The organism is Nostoc sp. (assembly GCF_036917195.1).
GTDB lineage: Bacteria > Cyanobacteriota > Cyanobacteriia > Cyanobacteriales > Nostocaceae > Nostoc.
This window is the reverse complement of the sequence record NZ_JBALDG010000042.1, coordinates 1-16,660: the sequence shown is the minus strand read 5'-3', so window position 1 is coordinate 16,660 and position 16,660 is coordinate 1. Positions and strand designations below refer to the sequence as shown.

The 16,660-nt window shown below is 43.0% G+C and carries 17 protein-coding genes and 1 pseudogene; 9 read left to right on the top strand and 9 right to left on the bottom strand.

Translation table 11 applies throughout. From position 1 onward, the window contains the following. Nucleotides 1–443: 443 nt before the first annotated feature. Together V7K40_RS14780 and V7K40_RS14775 are read right to left on the bottom strand one after the other, a co-directional pair. Nucleotides 444–641 (bottom strand): alpha/beta fold hydrolase, encoded by a 198-nt coding sequence (locus V7K40_RS14780; RefSeq protein WP_334960777.1) that lies wholly within the window; start codon nucleotides 639–641, stop codon nucleotides 444–446. Between the two features lie 234 nt (nucleotides 642–875). Then, nucleotides 876–1,073: a hypothetical protein gene (locus tag V7K40_RS14775; protein WP_334960775.1), complete on the bottom strand. Its 198-nt coding sequence runs from the start codon at nucleotides 1,071–1,073 to the stop codon at nucleotides 876–878. A gap of 123 nt (nucleotides 1,074–1,196) precedes the next feature. Between V7K40_RS14775 and V7K40_RS14770 the strand changes: the two genes are divergently transcribed. Beyond that, nucleotides 1,197–1,574 (top strand): hypothetical protein, encoded by a 378-nt coding sequence (locus V7K40_RS14770; protein ID WP_334960773.1) that lies wholly within the window; start codon nucleotides 1,197–1,199, stop codon nucleotides 1,572–1,574. A 16-nt stretch (nucleotides 1,575–1,590) separates the two neighbouring features. Here V7K40_RS14770 and V7K40_RS14765 read toward each other — a convergent pair whose 3' ends face one another. Together V7K40_RS14765 and V7K40_RS14760 are read right to left on the bottom strand one after the other, a co-directional pair. Further along, entirely contained in the window at nucleotides 1,591–1,785 is a 195-nt protein-coding gene (locus V7K40_RS14765) for a hypothetical protein (RefSeq protein WP_334960771.1), read from the bottom strand. Continuing rightward, a complete protein-coding gene (locus tag V7K40_RS14760) occupies nucleotides 1,782–2,054 on the bottom strand; it encodes a hypothetical protein (protein WP_334960769.1) in 273 nt (90 codons plus the stop codon). The genes V7K40_RS14765 and V7K40_RS14760 overlap by 4 nt, the downstream gene beginning before the upstream one ends. A gap of 146 nt (nucleotides 2,055–2,200) precedes the next feature. Between V7K40_RS14760 and V7K40_RS14755 the strand changes: the two genes are divergently transcribed. The 3 genes from V7K40_RS14755 (at nucleotide 2,201) to V7K40_RS14745 (ending at nucleotide 5,390) form a co-directional block, all read left to right on the top strand. After that, nucleotides 2,201–2,824 carry a Uma2 family endonuclease gene (locus V7K40_RS14755; protein ID WP_334960767.1) on the top strand — a complete coding sequence of 208 codons (624 nt, stop codon included), beginning with the start codon at nucleotides 2,201–2,203 and terminating at the stop codon, nucleotides 2,822–2,824. Nucleotides 2,825–3,079: 255 nt separating this feature from the next. Next, nucleotides 3,080–4,024 (top strand): fatty acid desaturase, encoded by a 945-nt coding sequence (locus V7K40_RS14750; protein ID WP_334960765.1) that lies wholly within the window; start codon nucleotides 3,080–3,082, stop codon nucleotides 4,022–4,024. Between the two features lie 127 nt (nucleotides 4,025–4,151). Beyond that, nucleotides 4,152–5,390 carry a bifunctional sterol desaturase/short chain dehydrogenase gene (locus V7K40_RS14745; RefSeq protein WP_334960763.1) on the top strand — a complete coding sequence of 413 codons (1,239 nt, stop codon included), beginning with the start codon at nucleotides 4,152–4,154 and terminating at the stop codon, nucleotides 5,388–5,390. A gap of 118 nt (nucleotides 5,391–5,508) precedes the next feature. Here V7K40_RS14745 and V7K40_RS14740 read toward each other — a convergent pair. Then, a pseudogene (locus V7K40_RS14740) lies at nucleotides 5,509–5,668 on the bottom strand (element excision factor XisI family protein); the annotation flags it as partial. A 78-nt stretch (nucleotides 5,669–5,746) separates the two neighbouring features. Further along, nucleotides 5,747–6,376: an SDR family oxidoreductase gene (locus tag V7K40_RS14735; protein WP_334960761.1), complete on the bottom strand. Its 630-nt coding sequence runs from the start codon at nucleotides 6,374–6,376 to the stop codon at nucleotides 5,747–5,749. A gap of 116 nt (nucleotides 6,377–6,492) precedes the next feature. Here V7K40_RS14735 and V7K40_RS14730 point away from each other — a divergent pair, with 116 nt between their 5' ends. After that, nucleotides 6,493–6,615 (top strand): DUF4277 domain-containing protein, encoded by a 123-nt coding sequence (locus V7K40_RS14730; RefSeq protein ID WP_334960759.1) that lies wholly within the window; start codon nucleotides 6,493–6,495, stop codon nucleotides 6,613–6,615. Between the two features lie 263 nt (nucleotides 6,616–6,878). Here V7K40_RS14730 and ahcY read toward each other — a convergent pair whose 3' ends face one another. Continuing rightward, entirely contained in the window at nucleotides 6,879–8,156 is a 1,278-nt protein-coding gene (gene ahcY / locus V7K40_RS14725; protein ID WP_334960757.1) for an adenosylhomocysteinase, read from the bottom strand. 388 nt (nucleotides 8,157–8,544) lie between these two features. On the opposite strand from ahcY, the gene V7K40_RS14720 reads away from it, so the two are divergent. Continuing rightward, nucleotides 8,545–10,203 carry a mechanosensitive ion channel domain-containing protein gene (locus V7K40_RS14720; RefSeq protein ID WP_334960755.1) on the top strand — a complete coding sequence of 553 codons (1,659 nt, stop codon included), beginning with the start codon at nucleotides 8,545–8,547 and terminating at the stop codon, nucleotides 10,201–10,203. 43 nt (nucleotides 10,204–10,246) lie between these two features. On the opposite strand, the gene V7K40_RS14715 is transcribed toward V7K40_RS14720, so the two are convergent. After that, nucleotides 10,247–10,417 carry a hypothetical protein gene (locus tag V7K40_RS14715; protein ID WP_334960753.1) on the bottom strand — a complete coding sequence of 57 codons (171 nt, stop codon included), beginning with the start codon at nucleotides 10,415–10,417 and terminating at the stop codon, nucleotides 10,247–10,249. Nucleotides 10,418–10,680: 263 nt separating this feature from the next. On the opposite strand from V7K40_RS14715, the gene V7K40_RS14710 reads away from it, so the two are divergent. The 3 genes from V7K40_RS14710 to V7K40_RS14700 all read left to right on the top strand — a co-directional run bounded on the left by V7K40_RS14710 (nucleotide 10,681) and on the right by V7K40_RS14700 (nucleotide 16,079). Next, nucleotides 10,681–14,046 carry an efflux RND transporter permease subunit gene (locus V7K40_RS14710; protein WP_334960750.1) on the top strand — a complete coding sequence of 1,122 codons (3,366 nt, stop codon included), beginning with the start codon at nucleotides 10,681–10,683 and terminating at the stop codon, nucleotides 14,044–14,046. Between the two features lie 447 nt (nucleotides 14,047–14,493). Continuing rightward, complete coding sequence (locus tag V7K40_RS14705; RefSeq protein WP_334960748.1) at nucleotides 14,494–14,931, top strand: hypothetical protein; 438 nt, start codon at nucleotides 14,494–14,496, stop codon at nucleotides 14,929–14,931. A 233-nt stretch (nucleotides 14,932–15,164) separates the two neighbouring features. After that, nucleotides 15,165–16,079 carry a M23 family metallopeptidase gene (locus tag V7K40_RS14700; RefSeq protein ID WP_334960746.1) on the top strand — a complete coding sequence of 305 codons (915 nt, stop codon included), beginning with the start codon at nucleotides 15,165–15,167 and terminating at the stop codon, nucleotides 16,077–16,079. A 205-nt stretch (nucleotides 16,080–16,284) separates the two neighbouring features. Here V7K40_RS14700 and V7K40_RS14695 read toward each other — a convergent pair whose 3' ends face one another. After that, nucleotides 16,285–16,485, bottom strand: coding sequence for a hypothetical protein (locus V7K40_RS14695; protein WP_334960744.1), 201 nt, complete (start codon nucleotides 16,483–16,485; stop codon nucleotides 16,285–16,287). Nucleotides 16,486–16,660 lie beyond the last annotated feature (175 nt).

Below are 16,660 nucleotides of genomic sequence, written 5' to 3'. Positions count from 1 at the left end.
TTTCTGCATCGGTCTTGCAAATGTATAGCCAAGTTACTTCTGGTTATACGCCTAATTGGAAGATTGATTCGGGATGATTCGGGGCTGAAAGCGATGACGAAGCGTTGCTGCAAAGCAAATCGCATCGCACAAACCTGATAGAGGGGAGACGTTGAGAAGTTTCCGGATAACTTGAACCGACCTTGCCTCGGCAGTAGAGTGCCCTTATCTGTGAACTGACAGGTTTATGGAGTCCAAGGATATATAAAACCCATTTGGGATCTATCTAACCAGTCGCTAGTCTTTTAAGCATGAGGCGAACAAAACAAAGATTAAGCTTGGTGGTTGCATGAGCAAGAGTTCTCTCAAAATTCTTGACTAAACTTTTACATCGTTCCATCCTAGAGTTGGTTCTTTCTATCACCCATCTGGCTCTGACTGGGACAAAGCCCGTTTTTCCTTCCTTATTCTTCTGCGTTTTTGATGGTTTGGGTGACAACTGCGTGGAACCCTGCTTCAGCTAATGCTGATAACTGATGCCGCCAGGAGTACCAACATTCTGGGAAGCCGTGACACAAGATGACCAATGGACCTTGCCCCTGTTCGGCAATATGCATCTTGATGCCGTTGGTTTCGATGAAACGGTGAGTTACTAAAGTCATGTTTCCTCAATTCCTTTTTTGGGTTGAAGCAGCTCTTTTCACGTTGGCAAATGAATTACAAAGTTAAAAAGCCAGATGCTGCCCTCACTGAAAACTAATTAATGGGACTTATCATCAAGAAAGTGAAAAGTTATCAACGGTATCTTCTCTACCTCTTTCCAACATCGTCATCATTATCTAGCACAAGGGGGTCAGGGTGGAATGCTTTTGCGCCTGTTGCGGCTGATCAAATGATTAAGGATTACTCTTACCCTTATTTCTATCTAGCTTCTCTTGAATAGCTTCTCTGCAAAACTCAGGAGGGTTCTCTTGTTGCTGTACCTCTTCCTTCATTTCCTTAGTCATACGTATATTCATTTTCTCAGTCAATGGTTTGTCTCTAGTTGACCTAATTGGCTCAAAATTCTGTGGATTACCTTTAGGATTGGGCATTGTTGAGAGATATAAATATAGCTTGATTCTTTTGGAAGCAAAGGAATAGAGTTTTTTATCGGTGGTGTTTTCATCCTGACAAATGGTTCACCACCGATACCACTTTTGAGAAATGGTAATTCCATGTTTACACGATCGCAACTTGAAATCAAAACTGTTCCAGAGTTACGTGACTTATGCCGTCGATACGGTATCAAGCCAACAGGAAACCCCGGATATAAAGTTTCCTACATCACATCTTTGCTGGTATTCCCCCAAATAGCATTACAGCAGCTAAGACAAGGAAAAGGCTTAAAATCTCCCGGTTTGAGCGTTATCCAGTTTTTTGAGGGAGTGATAGATGAGATGAACTCACCCACTGATGAGCAAGCAGCATTAATCAAAATCACAATGGAAGGTAAAAGAATGAATTACCCAGATAGGTATGACCAAGAGAACCTGCTGAACTTACACAAAGCTAAAATTCACTTGGAAATGGCTATTGGATTACTCAGCCAGTAAAGCTAATTTTTAATCACTAACTCTTGACTCCCTTCATTCCAGAGGGGAGTTTTTTATGTATTATGGTTATTTTTGATAGTTCACTTCCATTAACTTTCCCATAATTGCGATCGCCTGGGTTGGGTGCTTGGTGCGATCGTAAATCCACAGTCTCCAAACGTCGAAAATCCGTAGTGTGACACTTGAGAATGTAGAAACTAGAATATTTCATACAAAAACTCTGTTCACGAGTATCAAAGACTCGTTAACGGAGTTCAAAGACTCATTCACGAATATCAAAGACTCGTCGGCGAGTATCAAAGACTTGTTAACGGAGTTCAAAGACTCATTCACGAGTATCAAAGACTCGTCAGCCAGTATAAAAGACTCATTCACGAGTATCAAAGACTCGTCAGCGAGTATCAAAGACTCGTTAACGGAGTTCAAAGACTCATTCACGAGTATCAAAGACTCGTCAGCGAGTATAAAAGACTCATTCACGAGTCTTATTAATTACTGATTGTAAATATTCTCCGCATCCTTGTGTCCCCACCTCTGGTGCAATACGCTTAGAATAAACCTTTTTTCTTTCCCTTTCCTCCCCTGCTCCTCTGCTCCCCTGCTCTCCCTCCCTGAGGAATAAAGCCATGACTCAAGCTTTACGCAAACTAGTTACATTCGATGAATTTGTTGCTCAATATCCAGACAACCCACAACGACGTTATGAACTGCATGATGGAGTAATTGTTGAGATGGCACAACCAACAGGCGACCATGAAGAGGTCGTTGGATTTGTAGTCAGAAAACTTAGTGTCGAATTAGACCGCTTAAATCTTCCTTATCTCATCCCAAAAACAGTATTCGTCAAACCACTTGAAAACGAATCAGCTTATTCACCAGATGTCCTGATACTAAATCAGCCCAATTTAGGAAACGAACTTCTGTGGAAAAAAGCATCTACTGTAAGCCTTGCTGCATCTATTCCTTTAGTAGTAGAAGTAGTGAGTACCAATTGGCGTGATGATTACCACAAAAAATACGCTGACTATGAGGAAATGGGAATTCTTGAATACTGGATTGTGGACTATGCTGCATTGGGTGGTAGGGAATTTATTGGTAAGCCAAAACAGCCTACTATCTTGGTTTGCTGTTTGGAAGAAGGTGAGTATCTAATTAAGAAATTTCGAGGTAATGACCGTATTCAATCACCAACTTTCCCAGAATTGAATTTAACCGCAGAACAAATTTTTCGCGCTGGTGTGGTCAGCTAAATCCACGGTGTATATTAAAATTACATTAGAATTCAGGAGTTAGAAAACAATACAATTCAGTTAAGCATTTCTTCCTTCTGTTCCTTTGCGTTCTTCTCTACGAGACGCTACGCGAATGCGCCCTTCTCTGCGAGACGCTGCGCGATGGCGGTTCGTTAAAAAAATTGAATTTGATAAAGAGTTAAGCCTTAACCCAAGCGTATTGAGTTAGAAAGGAACCCACGCGCAACTGTTCACGCCGGCCTACTTAAAATTATGTCTAATAAAGCAATTATTCAATCTAAATTATTGAAATCCAAAGCTAATAATGAGCAAAAACTTAACCAAATTCTCACTATACAGGAATTAAGTCTTCTAAATGATCGCTCCAACAGCAAAGCACTAGTTCAACTGGCTTTTCATCTCACTGTTATGGGTTGTAGTGGCTACCTGTGGGCAACAAACTTCGGCAATTGGTCGGTGGCTATACCAGCACTGGTAATCTACGGCTTCAGTCTGGCTTCGATGTTTGCACCGATGCATGAATGTGTTCACAGAACAGCTTTTGCTAACAATCGTTTCAATGATGCTGTGGCTTGGTTTTCCGGCTTGCTCTCATTTTACAACAGCGCGTTTTTTCGTCGTTATCATAAGTGGCATCATCGCTATACTCGCGTTCCTGACAAAGATACGGAATTGACCGATCCCAAACCGAGCAACCGGGGTAAATACTTGTTGATAATTAGCGGTTTACCGTGGTGGTGGGGTAAAATATGTGGGCATTTTCAGGTTGCAACTGCTCAATTTGACGATTTTCCATTTGTACCAGAAGCAGCACGAGCCGAAGTTATTCGCTCCACACGTTGGCAATTAGGTATTTATGCAGGTGCGATCGCTATCTCAATTGCAGTTGGTCAGCCTTGGTTTTTCCTCTATTGGCTGTTACCACTCCTTGTAGGTCAACCGATTCTGCGGTTTATTCTGTTAGCAGAACATACAGGTTGCACTCTTGACGCAAATCTGCTAACGAATACACGCACAACGCTGACCCTCTGGCCGGCGCGATTTTTCATGTGGAATATGTCATTTCATGCAGAGCATCATTTGTACGCATCAATTCCGTTCCACGCCCTACCAAAAGCACATCAGCAGTTGAGCAAACACTTTACCCACATTGAACCTGGCTATCTGAAAGTCAACTGGGATATTGTGGCTAAATAGGGATAGTTGGTAGGATGACAATAAGTCTATTTGATTTTTGTTTGCTCTAGACTCGACCTTAATGCACCTTTATCAGATGATCATGAAGAATGATTAAGAAAAACGAGTATAGACAAACGTGATAAAAATGCTATCTGAAAACTTGATTGGAATTGAAGCAAGATTACAAATTAATTGGGTTTGGCTAAATGCCAGCTTAGAGTTTGCTACTTGGGGACTTTTTTCACTTTTACTCGCTGAGGTCTTGAGAGACAGTTACCATGCTTTGTGTCACCAAGTCAATTGGCTTGCTAAATGGCACAACAAGCACCACATGGCCTATCGCCGGGATTTATCGATAGTTTCCCCGAAAGTTTATCAAGAATCTCAGCTCTATCACGACATTTTAGAGTCGAGTCTACTGCTGCTGGTATTGGTGGTCATTGCCTTAATTGTCCAGCAAATGGGGTTATGGGTGGGAGTAGCTTATGCTTGCACCTTTTTATATGGCGCGTCCTTGCGATATTTCCAGGGAAAAATTGATACAGACTACAACCACTTACCCGGCCCTTTAGAGACAATTCCATCGATTTGGTGGGTGAATCGCTCTTACCATTGGCGGCATCATTTTGATAATGTCAACGCTTACTACAGTGGTGTCTTTCCCCTAGTGGATAAAATTCTTGGTACAGGACTGTCTCTCAAGGGGAAAACCATCGCTTTAACCGGAGCATCAGGAGCATTGGGGCAAGCATTAACGGCTGAACTTGTAAAGAATAATGCTAAAGTCGTGGCATTAACCACCAATCCAGAAAAATTAGTAGAGCAAGTTGGGGTGAAAGTGGTTCCCTGGCAGTTAGGTAACGAAGCTGAACTGAGGGATAGTTTAGAGAAAGTAGATATTTTAATTATCAACCACGGAATCAATGTCTACGCCAGCCGCACACCAGAGGCTATCAACTCCTCCTATGAAGTGAATACCTTTTCAGCATTGCGGTTGATGGATGTATTTTTGACAACTGTGACAGGCCCACAAGCAAAAGCAACGAAGGAAATCTGGGTAAACACTTCTGAAGCTGAGGTTTCTCCAGCGCTGAGTCCGCTTTATGAACTCAGCAAGCGATCGCTAGGAGATATTGTTACCCTCAAGCGTTTGGACGGGGATTGTGTAATTCGCAAGTTAATTCTTGGCCCATTTAAGAGTCAACTGAATCCTTATGGAGTGATGTCTGCACAGCAAGTTGCTCGTGCTATCTTATTTTTGGCTCGGCGAGACTTCCGAAATATTATTGTGACAATAAATCCTCTCACCTATCTGCTGTTTCCCTTAAAGGAAACTAGTACATGGCTATACTATCGAGTCTTCAGCCGGACAGCGAAGAGTTAATAACTTCCTGGTGATAACCCTGTTCCTACTTCAAATAGTTTAGGATCTTAGACTTGAGAATCTAGAACTTTCGTAAGGTGCGTTAACGACAATAACGCACCTACTCAACTACACTTAATTAAGTAACTGCAAATTCAGTATACTGTCTAATATCGGCTGGTTGAAAGGCGAGAACAATTTGATTTTTAGGAATACTAGCGTTAACAAGTTCGTTATATACCGTATTCTATACCGTCTCTTTGAATCCAGATTTTGTCGTTGATAATGTCAATATGGATCGTTGGCGATCTTGGTGCCTAATTCGCCGCTGATGCCAGCAATCAGCACTGTTGGGTTTGCCATATTTTTTAGCTCCGTTAATAACAAATGAGGGGTGTTTGGTTCAGATAGCGATCGCTGGTGAGTTGCTGTAGGACAAAGTCCGCCACATCCGCCCGCGAAATTTTCCCTGCCGTAACTCCTGTTAAGTCAGTCAGAACTCGGTAATTCCCTTTTGCCGGGTCATTGGTTAATATTCCTGGACGAACGATTACCCAATCCAGATTGCTCTGACGAATCTCGGCTTCCTGACGATCTTTGTCGTCGTAGATTCGCTTCAATATCAGCGGTAGAATCAGCTTGTCATATAGTAAGTCGCCGTGACCTTTACTATCGCCTGCTCCAAGTCCAGTGATACAAATTAATCGCTTGACGCTGTGACGCTTCATTGCCTGAAGCAACTTTTCTGTGCCTTCCGAAAACAGTGTCACAGATTCAAGACTGATTTTTTTAGTGCCTAATGAGCTAATGACTGCATTTTGCTGCTGCACCGCATCTAGTGAGGCGGAGTCAAGGATATCCCCCTTCACAATTTGGAGGGAATTGTGCTGCATTTCAAACTTGTCGGGATTACGAACTAGCGCAGTTACTTCGTGTCCTTGGGCTAAACCTTGCTCGACAATCTGCTGTCCCGTCGGTCCCGTTGCCCCAATGACTAAGATTCTCATCTCTGTTTCTCACTTAGAAGACTCACAACATTTATCCCACATTCCGCACCCTCAACTGTCACACAGCCAAAATATAGTACAGAGGAACTAAACAAAGAATAGCAAACAGAGGCTTAATGATCAGAAATAGCATTGAGTCCAGCATTGGATTGGTAGAAATAATTAATGATTTAATAGGTGAAGAAAAAGGAGAAAAAGTTAACCCTGGTCATGTTGTTAAAGTAATGATTTTGAATTGATTAGGATTTATCTCTAAGCCGCTATGTATAACTACTACAAAATGAAGTGCAGAATGTTGGTTGTATCTCGTACTATTTGCATTTAATACCAAATTGCAATCATCTGTAGTATTTCTCCCCTGCCTCCCCTGCTCCCCCTGCCTGCCAAAACTAATATTTTTGAACGCAACTCGGTATAAGCTGCGGGTTTGCAGTATGCGCGAAACACAAAAAAAGGGATAAGCCCAAAAGCCTATCCCCCAAAAAAATCAATTAATCAATCATTAAGTCCCAGTAGTCCAAGAATTGATGTACTCAATTTGATCTGGAGTTAGGCTATCAATCGTAATTCCAATAGCCTGCAACTTGAGTCGAGCAATTTCTTGATCCGTCTCAATGGGAATTGAGTGCAAGCCAGGTTCTAACTTACCTTTATTCTTCACTAGGTATTCAACAGCTAAAGCCTGGTTGGCAAAGCTCATATCCATAACCGCGCTGGGGTGTCCTTCAGCCGCAGCTAGGTTAATCAAACGTCCTTGTCCGAGAACGACAACTGATTTACCACTTTGTAGTTTGTACTCTTCGGTAAAGGGACGCACTTCCTTGATTTCCTTAGCTTGAGAAGCCAAGTATTTCAAGTCAAGTTCAATATCAAAGTGACCGGAGTTACAAACGATCGCACCGTCTTTCATCACATCGAAATGCTCGGCACGAATTACGTGCTTGTTACCAGTAACTGTGACAAACAAATCACCAACTTTAGCAGCTTCTGCCATTGGTAAGACGCGGAAACCATCCATTACGGCTTCAATTGCCTTGATGGGGTCAACTTCAGTAACAATCACGTTACCACCCAGACCACGGGCGCGGAGGGCTGTACCTTTACCACACCAGCCGTAACCAACTACGACAATGTTTTTACCAGCCAGCAGCATATTTGTGGCGCGGATAATGCCGTCTAGGGTCGATTGCCCAGTACCATAGCGGTTATCAAAGAAGTGCTTGGTATCAGCATCGTTGACATTCACTGCGGGGAAGGTGAGAACGCCATCTTTGAACATGGCTCGGAGGCGCACAATTCCCGTTGTGGTTTCTTCAGTGGTGCCAATCAAATCAGCTATTTGATGTTGGCGCTCTTGGATTAATGTGGCAACCACATCGCTACCGTCATCAATGATAATGTTGGGGCGGTGATCTAGGGCGATTTGAACGTGGCGGCTGTAAGTTGCGTTATCTTCGCCTTTTTGAGCAAAGACGGGAATTTCATGATCGACGACGAGGCTAGCTGCTACGTCATCTTGCGTTGATAAGGGATTGCTAGCAATTAGAAGCGCATCTGCACCACCGGCTTTCAGAGCGATCGCCAAATGTGCTGTTTCGGTTGTAATGTGGGCGCAAGCCACAAGCTTTAAGCCAGCAAAGGGCTTTTCTTGGGCAAAGCGATCGCGGATTTGCCGCAAAACTGGCATCTCGCGTCCAGCCCATTCAATGCGCTGTCTTCCCAAGGCAGCTAGGCCGAGGTCTTTAACCTCGTGCTTTAATCGGGGAGAAGTTGCGGTCATCAAAAGTTACCTCAAAAAATTAAAAAAGTTACGTAAAGTTTACGCACTCTACTAGGTTATTCTACTACTGGCAATTTTTGCTTGGAATTAGCAAACTACTAGTCAATAGTCCTCAAAACTAGCTTGACGTTTGATCAGCGGAATGTCAACTTCATCCCCAGCTTCTTCCTTTTTGTTTTATCTTTGGTAAGAATAAGACTCTTCTCAGTTTGACACTCTGAATTAAAAGTATATTGTCATCTATCTAAAGATAGAGAATAAAAAAATATCAAAATTTAATCATCTAATCGTAAAACTTCAACTTTAGATAGGTACATTTACAAAAAGTAATTGCAGAGGATGGTTATAGAAGTAGTCAATAGTAGATTTTACTCAAGGAGGTGTTTAAGTGCGCTTTCAATTTTTAGCGATCGCTAGTTCAATGGCCATAGCGGTTGTATCTGTGCCAAAAGCCACAGCCCAAATTCCTTTGTTACCGCAGCTGCAAGCTCCTAGCAGTGTAAGTAATGATTCAAATAATAGAGTTGTTACAGGCTGGATTTATTTAGATGGTCGGCGGTTATTTCAGATAGCGGCATCAAAAGCCAACTTTCCTGAGCGTTCAGAAGATATTCAAAAGAAGTTGCAGAAAATTAGCCAAAGTTACATTAACTCACCAGCAAAAACGGAACTCAACGTAAAAATTCGCACAGTAAACGACTTACCAGTAATTTATGTCAACGACCAATATCTGATGACGGTCACTTCTGAGGATGCTGGATTGCGAGAGGTAGATATACGGACATCAGCAGAGCAAATAAAGGATTCGTTACAAGAAGACTTGCAAAAAGCAAAGCAAGAAAGACAAACTCAATCTTTAATCGACCAAGGTAAAATTGCTGCGGGCATTGGACTGGCAATGATTGTGATGAGTTGGGGGGTATATAGCTGGCAAAGGCGCTCCAAAAAAGATTTATTACACCCCATTGCCTCCCAACCCTCCACAAGGCCCCTAAACTCCCCAATTTCACCAGCAGTAGCAGCAGCTCAACCAATTACAACACAACTGAATCAACGGCAAAAGCAGCATCTCCAAGAAGTCAAAAGACGATTGTTTGAGCTAACTCAAGCCGGAATTTGGGGAGGTGGAAGTTTCTTTATTTTGGGTCTATTTCCCTATACACGACCATTTCAGGTAGGAATTCTCACAGCCGCCCAATTTCCTTTGCGATTATCTGTCGTGTTCTTAGGAACCTATGTAGCGATCCGTTTTACCTACGCCCTGATTGACCGCTTCACTACCACTCTGATCAGCAGTGGTGCTTTATTGACTCCAGAAAGTTCTGAACGGCTGCAACTGCGAGTTTCTACATTTTCTGGCGTGACTAAAAGCATCGCTACTGGCATCTGGGTAGGAGTAGGCTTCTTGCTAGCGCTGGTGTCATTGGGGATAGATATTGTTCCCTTGCTAGCGGGTGTCAGTTTAGTTGGTGTTGCAGTGTCTCTAGCCTCACAAAACTTAATTAAAGATGCGATTAACGGTTTTTTGATCATTCTAGAAGACCAGTACGCTTTAGGCGATGTGATTAGTGTGGGAGACGTGGGAGGCTTAGTAGAAAATCTGAATCTGCGGATGACCCAACTGCGGGATTCGGAAGGGCGCTTGATCACGATTCCCAATGGTGAAATTAAAGTTGTTGCCAATCTTTCTAGTCGTTGGTCACGAGCTGATTTAACAATCCCGATCGCCTACCAAGCCGATACAGAAAAGGCTTTGAAATTGATTGAAACTGTTGGTTCCCAGATGAATCAAGAAGTACAATGGCAGCCTCAAATTTTGGAGCCGCCGCAAGTTTTGGGAATAGATCAATTTGGCGATCGCGGTTTGATTATTCGTGTATGGATTAAAACACAGCCTCTCAAACAATGGGATGTAGCACGGGAGTTTCGCCGCCGCCTGAAAGTTGCCTTAGACCAAGCTGAAATTTCCATTTCTGTGCCTCAACAAGCAATTTGGGTGAATGATGATCATTTGTTAAATTTTCAGGGTAATGGCAAAGATAATTAGAAATTTTAATTCATTAGCGCATTTTTCAGTTGATTAACCCAAATCACCTCTCTTTTACCAAAGAGAGGCTTTGAATCTGCATCTTCCATAAGAAAAATTTTTCCGCTTCTATGTCCTTCTTGGAGAGGTTTTCAATCCGGTTCGGTTTACGTTTTAAGATTTTGAAGATCCCTCCAAGGGGAGCAAGTGACACCCCTAAAAAAGGCTTGCTCATAACCCTTTTTTACCCACTTTTTAAGGGGGTCGCCGCAGACGGGGGATTATTAACCAAACCGTATTGGCAGAGGTTTCTCGGTTGGATACAACACACAGTAGGAGGTTATATCTTTACATTGGTGTCAACATTCAGGGAAAACATACCCAATATCCAGTACTCTATAAGCAATTTTGCGCGATCGCCTACACTAACCCTTAATAAATTCTTATATTAATAAAAAGCTACTACCTTACTAATGAGTCTTGACTTTTCCCTAATTTATGTTTGTCAATACTTTCATCAGACGTCCAGTCCTGACGACGGTCTGTACGTTCATCATTTTGCTGCTGGGAAGCATCTGTATTCCGATCCTGCCAATTTCTCAGCTACCAGACCTCGCCCCGGTGCAAATCACCGTTAGCTCCAACAATATTGGTGCGGATGCTCAAACCACAGAAAGTACTGTCACCAACATTATTGAGCGACAAATTAATGGTGTTAAAGATGTATCTTATATATCTTCTAATACGGGTAATGATGGTTTGAGCAATATAACTGTCTCCTTTCCAACTAATGTCAATAGCGATATTGCTCAAGTAAACGTTCAAAATAAAGAAACACTTGCTGACCCTCAATTGCCAGATGCTGTTCAACGAACAGGTGTCACCGTTGAAACGGCATCCAGCAGTCTCCTTCTCGTCTTTGGGTTTTACTCAGAAAATAATGAGTATGACAACATTTTTATCAGTAACTATGTTGATCTGTTTATTTTCGATCAGATCAAACGGCTTCCTGGTGTAGGAAAAGCCACGATTTTTGGAGAGCGCAAATATGCCATGCGTCTTTGGCTTGATCCCAACAAGCTTGCCCAACATCAACTAACTCCTCAAGATGTAGTAACTGCCCTGCAAGAACAAAATATTCAGGTGGGTGCAGGGGCAATTGGTAAGGAACCAGCACCAGATAATCAAAGCTTTGAATTTGCTTTACGGGCAACCAGCCGATTTAAAGATGCGGCTGAATTTGAGGAAATGGTGCTAAAGGTAAGTCAAGGTGGCACCAATAGCACCACTAATAGCAACACTAATAGCAACACTAATAGCAACACTAATAGCACCACTGATAGCAACACTAATAGCACCCTAGTTAAGGTCAGAGATGTCGGTCGAGTTGAACTGGGAGCAGAGAACTATCTCGCTGATGCCAAATTCACCCTACCAGGAAATACTCCCAAGGCAGCCGTGGGTTTGGGGATATATCAACTTCCAGGTAGTAATGCCCTGGACGTTGCCCATGCTGTTGAAGAGCAGATCGCAACACTATCGAAGAGTTTTCCACCTGGACTAAAAGCACAGTTGGCATTTGATACCACTCCATTTGTAGAAATTTCTTTAGAAGAAGTTGTACACACTCTGGTTGAGGCGATTATCCTGGTGGTCTTGGTAATTTTTGTCTTTTTGCAAGACTGGCGGACCACGATCATTCCCACTGTTGCGATCCCCGTTTCCCTGATTGGGACATGTGCGGCTCTGTTGGTTTTAGGATTTCAGATTAATACACTGACCTTATTTGGTTTCGTCCTGGCGATCGGTATCGTCGTTGATGATGCCATTATTGTGGTGGAGGCAGTTGCAGTCAAACTAGAGCAGGGCATGAGGCCCTTTGATGCTGCTGTCGAAGCGATGAAAGAGTTAACTGGGGCAATCATTGCCACTTCACTTGTACTCATGGCGGTATTTATTCCAGTTGCATTCATTCCGGGCACTACTGGGATTGTCTACAAACAATTTGCGTTAACCGTTGCTTGCTCCATTGGCATCTCGACCTTCAATGCCTTAACCTTCTCTCCGACTATGGCAGCCATCTTGATGCGCCCAGCTCAGACTCCACGGGGTCCTTTAGGCTGGTTTTTTATGCAGTTTAATCGAGGATTTGGCTGGTTCACACGCCGCTATGTCGGGTTTGTTAGCTACCTTACCCATGTCAAGCCGATTGTAATTGGGGTTTTCATTACTGGTTTAGTAGCAACGGTTTTAATGTATAGAGCAGTGCCTACCGGATTTATTCCAGAGGAAGATCAGGGTTACTTCTTTGTGATTGTCCAGGGGCCTGATGGGGTTTCTTTGCAGTACACCGAATCTGTGATGAACAAGGTTGTCAAAGAAGTAACATCGCTTCCTGAAGTTCAAGCTAGTTTTATGATCAGTGGCTTTGGTTTCGATGGCAATGCTTCTAATTTAGGCATTGCCTTTGCTAACCTGAAACCCTGGAAAGAGAGAACTCTAGAATCTCAGTCTGTCTATGGAATACTTCAGAGGATGAACAAAAAGCTCTCTGCAATTACAGAAGCCAGAGCGATCGCTGTGAATGCTCCTCCGGTTAGAGGGCTAAGTACTACGGGTGGTTTTGAGTTTATCATTCAAGACAAAACCGGAAGTGCGCCGATTCAAACCCTGGTTGATACTGCTAACAAATTCATTGCGGCGGCAAATAAAAAACCTGTTTTACAACGAGTCTTCACTCAGTTCACCGCAGATACTCCCCAATTTGACATCCAAGTAAACCGCAACCAAGCCAAAGCTCTCAACGTCGAGCTCAACGACATTTTTGGGGCATTGCAAAGTTACTTGGGGTCGCAATATGTGAATGACTTTGTGCAGGGACAGCGACAGTATCGAGTATATGTCCAAGCAGATGGAGTGTTCCGCTCTAATCCAGACGATGTTGGCAAGCTGTATGTTCGCTCTGCAAGTGGGGCGATGATTCCGTTGAGTAATCTGGTGAAAGTTACTCCCTTTGTGGGACCAAAAACCATTTCGCATTATAACTTGTACAGGTCAATCAAAGTCCAGGGCGCTCCTGCTCCTGGTTCTAGTTCTGGAGAAGCAATTAAAGCGATGGAGCAAGTTGCAGCAGAAGTTTTGCCTCAGGGATTTGGTTACGAGTGGACAGGGACTTATCTCCAAGAGAAGACATCTGGGGGAGCTACAGGTCTGATTTTTGGTTTAGCGATTATAATTGTCTTTCTGGTGCTATCGGCTCAGTATGAAAGCTACATTGACCCGCTGATTATTTTGCTGACGGTTCCCTTAGCAGTATTGGGAGCGATGACAGCACTTTGGTTACGTTCCAATATTTTCATGGCAAGTAGCCTCTTCCCCAAAGTGGTGGATGATATCTATTGCCAGGTAGGTTTGGTGACTTTGATTGGTCTAGCCGCAAAGAACGCGATTTTAGTCGTGGAATTTGCCAATCAACTGCATGAGGAGGGCATGAGCTACACGCGAGCGGCGGTAAAAGCTGGGCAAGAACGTCTGCGACCCATCTTAATGACTTCTTTTGCAGCGCTGTTAGGATTTTTGCCCTTGGTGATCTCTCAAGGGGCTGGAGCCAGCAGCCGTTGGTCTTTAGGAACAGCGCTCTTTGGGGGGCTGATGCTTTCAACATTCTTGAGTTTGTTCTTAGTGCCAATTCTTTACATCTTAGTCAAGACTCTGGCTCAGGCTATATTTTCTCAGAAGCGATCGGGAGGTTCAAAGCCTCCAGATTCTCCTAATGGAGCTTCGGCATCTGAACATAAAGCTCTGCCTGCTGGCTCAAGTCAGCCAGAGACACAACTCAGGTCTCAGCAGGATGGGATAACCTGACTTTTGCCATTGCCCTCTCTAAGAAACTGTACGCAAACACAAAGGTTGTGTAATAATCAACCGCGTCACAGTACTTAAATCCCTTCTAGTTCCCCTTCTCCCAACTCAGGAGAAGGGGTTAGAGGATGAGGGCAACCCAAAAAGGCTTACCAGCGCTAGTAGTCTGTCAAGTTTAAATTTATACGTAAGCAAGTTCGTAGTAAGGACTTAAGTCCTTATTTTCTAAGCACTAAAGAGGAGCATCTCAATGAGTGTAAAAACACGTCTTCCCTGACGAATGGAACTCACGCGCCACTTGACGCCAGTCCGCTCAAGTCGTCAGACCCGCCTACAAGGCTGGCTCCTCTACTTGGGAAGACCCCAAACGCGATAACATTTTCTGTAATTTCCTGCTTGCTAAAAAAATTAGTTGAATAGAAATTAAGTACTTAGATAAGGAAGAGTGAAATGGGACTTAGTGAGGGACTTTTGAACCCGACCAAAAAGGCTATGGTGATAAATGACTGTTGCAAGATGATCGAAGGACAGCTTGCATCCAAGTCAGGTATGAGCGGCATCGCTTTGAAAACTGCCTTCGCCGCCCTAAAGGGGGTTAAGCCAGGGTATATCCCTTACGTCGTTGAGCAGATTCTGCCACAGTGCTTCACAGCACTTGATCCCATCTGGAATGAAGGCGTAGAGAAAGGCGATCCAATTGAATACCTTAGTGGGAATCGCTCTCATACAGCAGACGCACTACTGGGTGTTACCGATGCTAGAGCTAAGAACGTAAAGCGCCAAATCGTGCGAGGAACCTATGAAAAACTTCGCGGTTCAGCCAAAAAGCACGTAGAAGAAGCAGTGCCAGACTTAGCCAAAGTAATCGATAATTACACTAAGTCCTGAGCCAGAAGGGAAGAATCACAATAAACGTATGCCGCCGTTCGATGCGTCGGTGGCTGGCATACGAGGCAGATATTACACTTATAGTTCCAAAGTATTTAGCGAAGGTCTTAGAGAAGCCATAGCTACTAAATAAAAAAAGTGCAGTATTTAATTTCCTGATATTTTCCGAGTTAGCTTGAAACAGCAAATAATCAGAAACTATCTGAATTATTGTTTTAATAGGCTTGCAACTTATGAAAAAAGTTACCGTTTATCGATACTGCACTTATGGACTAATTGGGTTAATATCCTTAACCCTCATATTAAGTACAACTACATCTGCCCTAACACAGTTAGCAGACGATTCCCCAATTGGACAAACTCCTATCCCTGCTTCTAACTTAATATGGCCGACTCAAGGATTTATTTCTCAAGGCTTCCACAAATATCAACATGAAGGAATTGATATTGCAGGGGCATCTGGAACTCCTATTGTTGCTGCTGCATCTGGTACAGTTGTTAAAGCAGGTTGGGATAATTGGGGATTAGGCAATGCTATAACTATTAAACATCTTGACGGGAGCATCACTGTTTATGGTCACAATCGCCGTTTGTTAGTGAGCAAGGGTCAACAGGTCATTCAAGGTCAAATTATTGCTGAGATGGGATCTACAGGCAATAGTACAGCACCTCATCTGCACTTTGAAGTTCATCCAAATGGTCGAATAGCAGTTGACCCCCTTCGTCTGTTGACATCCTTAACTGCAAGTGTTGCTCCTGCTTCTAAAGTTCAGCAAGCGGATAACCCGAACCGCCCAGTCTCGACCCCCCCAATGGCAAAGCAAGTTTCATCTTCACAGCCAATTCCAATAGATTTTGCACCTGTAAGCACTGATACTGAATGCAATGGAGTTACCATCATTGAGGGTGAGACTGCAAGTATTCGTGTAAAAGTCTGTGAAGAAAAGGGTCAGTTATTTTATATTGGGCAGTTGAAACAAGATCCAAGTAAGCCGATAAAGATATCAGCTTTGAATATTGGCAAAGGCAGATATCGAGCCGATAATGGTAGTTTTTATTATTTAGTTAGCCCTGAAAGAGTGGAAGTTTGGCGAAATGGGACTCAGATACGTTCTGACAGATTTTATACTTTAACAAAATCGCCCTAAAGTTACCATCCAATATTTGTTTACAACTATACTGTATTGCAAGCGATCGCTTGAGTTGATCAATTTGCTAAGTGAGTTCATAATTATCTGTATATTGCTGTAGCGATTATCAATTGCGATGCGATCGCAGGAGTTCAGTTTATGTCTGTAGCTCTTGAAATAACTCACTTTGGGTAATTTTAGCTACTTCTAATAAGAATTTTGGTTAATTACAATTCACAAGTCCAAGTAAAGCAGCTACACCCCAAACACGTTTCAATTTCTGGCGTTGCATAAATGCAGGATGAATTGGCGGTTGAAACCATTGAAAATTTGTTCCAAATTGGGCGAAATCATCCCATGATTCAGCAACGCCCCATAAGCTTAGTACAGACTTTGTTTCATTCCTAACGAAAACAATTGCCACAAATCAAACCTCTGCGTTACCTCTGCGTTTTTTTTGCCTCCCTCTCAATTGTCACAGTTTTACGCCAAGCTGTACCTAACTAACTGGACTTTAGACTAAGAAGCACAAAATAACTCAGAGAAGCTGAGTTGAGAACAGCCAAAGCAAAAAAGTAGAAAAATCACAAATTAAGCGA